Consider the following 4,330-nt stretch of genomic DNA (forward strand, 5'->3'; position numbering starts at 1 on the left):
TATTTACAGCAAGTCGACTGGTAAAAAATGAAAGTAATAACTTTTTACGGTATCCGTGCAACGCTAATGGGCACCGGAATTGAGCCTAGCCGTTATACACACTTGCACATGTTCCGGCTACTGGTTCGTAGAAGCAGTGGTTCTTGAATTGGCCGGTAAACGGTTGGCCGTACCATGTTGGAGGACAAGGCGCGTATGGATTGAAATACCAAAGGGCGAATTTCGCTGGATGTTGTCTCCAGTTTTCCAAGTTCTGTCTTGCTAATCTTTTTTCAGTCTCTCTTGCTCTTTGGTAGAATAAATTCCCCTTTTGCACCGCTTCGAACGAATAATTATTTCCTTGCACTTGAAAAATGACATCGTTAATCGTTCTTACATCTCGAAAATCCAAACAATCCGCTACGGCACGGTTCACAATGACATTGCCAACGTATAACATCCCTTGCTTTCCTTCAGCCTCGGCTTCCGCCCTCATCATCCTTGCCATTAAATCGACGTCTGATTCCCGGTATTTGACTCTTGGCATTTTACCACCCCACCTATAGGGTATGACAGGGAGTCTGCTTTGATGTCATTTTTAACTATACGTCTTTCTAGGCAGGGGCGCATCGTTCAATATGCTTGCCTTCTCTCGGTAGTACCCCCTGCAAAATTCAGATTGATTCGGCTTAAGCAAGATCAAAACTGAATTCACGATATCAGAGGAAGAGATTATTAAATTGAACCAACTGCTAAATAAAAGAAGCGCTTTAATCTCACCAGCCACAAAGAACGAAGCAATTGCTGGGATGATCGTTAATCCTATAAAAGGCAAGCTCATGAAGATCCAAAATCTCTTTTTCGAAAGCACTGCATTTGTATTGAGCCAAAAATAGATTCCTTTGAACGTTAAGCTTATATCGCCTTTCTTGTGTATGACAACAATATGAAGGGCTTCATGTATGACAAATACCAAAATAACAATTAATAGTAGAGGAAAGTTTGTTAGATGAGTAAAACTTTCCTTGAAGGACAAATAAGGAACAAGAAAAAAAGCGGCCATTAACACGTATACAAATTTCATATAATGCTTTCGAAACGATGCATTTTCAATGAAAGGCCTCCATTTTGATAAATCCAAAGTCGGCTGTGGCAAATGCCGAAACCACAATATCATAGCCGTTCCTTCCTTTCTTATATTTTCATTGTATAGCGCAAGCCCCTTTACGGAAGGGGTCTTTATTCCATCACAAATACGGATTTTCCGCCCATGGTCCAACCGTCGACAGTCTTGTCAGCTGCTTCGCCATATGCGCGGGTGTGTAAGGCATATCATTTTTCAGCCACCAAATAATGACGCCCAAATAGGCTGAAGTAATATAAGCGATGGACATTTCAACGGGCACTTTAAATTCAATGCGATCGTCCAGCATATACTGCGTCGCTCTTTCCACCAACGTTTCAATAATTTCTCTCACCGCCTCCGTGAAGTACGGCACTTTCTCCTGGACGAGCATAATCTTATAAAAACGGTTCTGTTCAATCATTTTATTAAACAGTCGAATGAAAATCGGATGCGGATTATCACTATCATACTTAAATTCAATATCTTTCACTTGTACGCTCTGCCTTATATCATTCAATGCCTCGTCTAACATTTGTTGGAGCAATTCATCTTTGTCGTAGTAATGCAAGTAGAATGTCGCCCGATTCAGTGTGGACCTTTCAGATATCTCTCGTACGGAGATTTTTTGATAGTCCTTTTCTTCCATTAGCCCCAGCAACGCTTCTTCAAACATCGCCTTTGTCCTGACCACTCTTGGATCCAGCTTTGTAGACAATTTCGTTCCCCCTGTCGATTTTCTCTCTCTGTTTTAGACACTCTTCATCTTTGTGATGAGAATGCATCATTTGTCTGAAGAATGTTTATTGTTTTAACTTTCCATTTACCTATAATTATATAGGACAACCCCCTGTCAATAAAGGGGATGTTGAAATTAATCACTTTATTGAGTGGCTTTATATGAAAACGCTTTCTTAAATGATAAGGGGGTTATGGGAATGATAATGAAAAACGATGTGAAATGGGATGTTGAAACAGATGTAGTTGTGTTAGGCAGCGGGGGTGCCGCTTTAACGACAGCGATACTCGCCCATGATCAAGGGGCGGAAGTTGTCATCTTGGAAAAATCAGATCAAATTGGCGGGACAACAGCTTTTTCGGGCGGGATTCCGTGGATTCCGAATAACCGCTATATGAAAGAGCTCGGTATGGAAGATTCGCATGAAGAAGCGAAAAAGTATATTACAAAGCTGACGCACGGCAAAGAGCCGGATCCTGAATTGATTGATGTGTATATTGAAAATGGAGCGAAGATGATCGATTACCTCCATGAGCATACGCCTGTCAAATTTGCGGTCCCTAAAGGGTATGGAGACTATTATGCAGATTTGCCAGGGGGCAAAAATGAAGGCCGTTCACTTGATCCGCTGCCGTTTCCTTTGAATGATTTAGGGGAATGGTCAGAGAAAATAAGAAGAAACCCGATCTTCCCACCTTTGACGTTGGAAGAAGGCGGCGCAGTTGACCCTGGGGATATTGACTTCTCGCTCGTCGCAGAACGAATGGAAAACAATATTACGACGATGGGAAGAGCGTTGGCAGGCAGTCTTTTCAAGGCTGTGCTGGACCGCGGCATCGTTACATTGACTTGCACTCCTGGAAAGGAACTCGTCATGAATGAGGAAGGAGCCGTCATCGGCGTTCGCGCTGAACAAGAGGATGGAACAGACTTTTTCATCGGTGCTCGAAAAGGTGTCATGATTGCTTCCGGTGGATTCGAATGGAACAAGGAGCTTGTCCGGTCATTTTTAAAAGGGGCGATTACACATCCACAATCCCCTTCCTATAACGAAGGCGACGGGTTGATTATGGCGATGGAAGCAGGGGCAGCTCTTGCAAACATGGGCGAAGCTTGGTGGTCTCCGGCTTTTGTTGACCCGACGATTGAGTATGAAGGGAAAGTGTATCACCAAATCGACACGCAAGCACGTACAGCGGCAAATTCAATCATTGTCAATAAACATGGGAAACGCTTCGTCAACGAAGGCTCCACATACATGGACTTGCCTAAATCGTTTTACACGTACGATCAAAACTCGCAGTCATTGCCGAATGAATCGAATGTATGGCTCATTTTTGACCAGCAATTAAAGGATCGTGCGTTAATCGTGACGATGGCGCCTGGCGAAAAGGCACCGGATTGGGTTCCACAAGCGGAAAGCATTCGAGAGCTTGCGGATAAAATCGGAATCGATCCGAATCAGCTTGAAGCGACGGTCGATCGCTTTAATGAGCACGCTGCTAATCACGAAGATCCCGATTTCAACCGCGGTACATTGCACTTCGAGAATTTTGCAAATGGCTTCCGGGGCCGTGAAGCGATAATCGGACCAATTGAAAAAGGGCCATTTTACGCATTGCCGGTCTATGCTGGTGCATTAGGAACGAATGGCGGGCCACGCATTAATGAACATGGACAAGTGATCAGTTTGCGAGGGAAGGTGATTGAAGGGCTATATGCGGCAGGCAACGCGGCGATGGGCGTGTTAGGCGGCGCATATCCTGGCGCAGGGGGAACGATCGGACCTGCAATGACTTTCGGCTATTTGGCAGGTATGCATATTGGCAACGTGCCGTCGCGTAAAATAAGCGACGTGGAAATTGTTCTATCATAATAAAAGGAGGACTATGAAATGCCTAGTGGAACACATACGACAGAATTGGATCTCCCTATTGAGAAGGTGTGGGATTTCGTCAAAGATATGGACAGATGGGCACCGCTCGTCCCTGGATATATCGAGCATGAAATTATAAATGATAAGCAGTCGACGTGGACGTTTAAAGGTGATATCGGCATTATGCAAAAGACGGTCAAGCTGCAAATTGATATTACGGAGTGGACAGAACCATCTTTGGTCACATTCGATTTGACCGGGTTGAATGAAAACTTTGCGGGCAATGGGTATTTTAAGGCAGAGGCAATTTCGGATTCCAAAACGGTCATGCACGGGAATTTGGACATTACTGCAAAAGGGGTGATGGGACCAATGGTGAATGCCATTTTAAAATCATTCGTCCCGAAAACAGCACAGGATCTGACGAAGGCGATTGCAGAGGAAATTACGAGTATTGAATTGAAAAGAGTGTAACTGCGTAAATAGTCGATCATGAACAATCGTAATCACCCCTTGGGCGGGGGTGATTATGATTGTTCAGAGTGTAGACAAAGTCGTTTTTGGACTTTGTCTACACTCTTTTTTAAGGCAAGTGGCAATGGGCAGGAATTTC

Annotated in this window: 5 protein-coding genes; 2 read left to right on the forward strand and 3 right to left on the reverse strand. The window is 44.1% G+C overall.

The genetic code is table 11. The features are described 5' to 3' along the window. Positions 1-85: 85 nt before the first annotated feature. The 3 genes from ACR65H_RS18430 to ACR65H_RS18440 form a co-directional block, all read right to left on the reverse strand. Entirely contained in the window at positions 86-526 is a 441-nt protein-coding gene (locus ACR65H_RS18430; RefSeq protein WP_440502406.1) for a cell wall hydrolase, read from the reverse strand. Positions 527-577: 51 nt separating this feature from the next. Next, positions 578-1,156, reverse strand: a complete 579-nt coding sequence (locus ACR65H_RS18435) for a DUF3267 domain-containing protein (protein WP_440502407.1) — start codon at positions 1,154-1,156, stop codon at positions 578-580. Positions 1,157-1,226: 70 nt separating this feature from the next. Then, positions 1,227-1,820: a TetR/AcrR family transcriptional regulator gene (locus ACR65H_RS18440; RefSeq protein ID WP_440502408.1), complete on the reverse strand. Its 594-nt coding sequence runs from the start codon at positions 1,818-1,820 to the stop codon at positions 1,227-1,229. A 220-nt stretch (positions 1,821-2,040) separates the two neighbouring features. Here ACR65H_RS18440 and ACR65H_RS18445 point away from each other — a divergent pair, with 220 nt between their 5' ends. Continuing rightward, positions 2,041-3,717, forward strand: coding sequence for an FAD-binding protein (locus tag ACR65H_RS18445; RefSeq protein WP_440502409.1), 1,677 nt, complete (start codon positions 2,041-2,043; stop codon positions 3,715-3,717). Between the two features lie 18 nt (positions 3,718-3,735). Then, positions 3,736-4,191 carry an SRPBCC family protein gene (locus tag ACR65H_RS18450; RefSeq protein ID WP_440502410.1) on the forward strand — a complete coding sequence of 152 codons (456 nt, stop codon included), beginning with the start codon at positions 3,736-3,738 and terminating at the stop codon, positions 4,189-4,191. Positions 4,192-4,330: the final 139 nt, after the last annotated feature.

This window comes from Sporosarcina sp. SAFN-015, assembly GCF_059415085.1.

Coding starts and splice junctions, on each gene's coding strand:
- ACR65H_RS18430 (WP_440502406.1), bottom strand. CDS start 526: ATGCCAAGAGTCAAATACCGGGAATCAGACGTCGATTTAATGGCAAGG.
- ACR65H_RS18435 (WP_440502407.1), bottom strand. CDS start 1,156: ATGATATTGTGGTTTCGGCATTTGCCACAGCCGACTTTGGATTTATCA.
- ACR65H_RS18445 (WP_440502409.1), top strand. CDS start 2,041: ATGATAATGAAAAACGATGTGAAATGGGATGTTGAAACAGATGTAGTT.
- ACR65H_RS18450 (WP_440502410.1), top strand. CDS start 3,736: ATGCCTAGTGGAACACATACGACAGAATTGGATCTCCCTATTGAGAAG.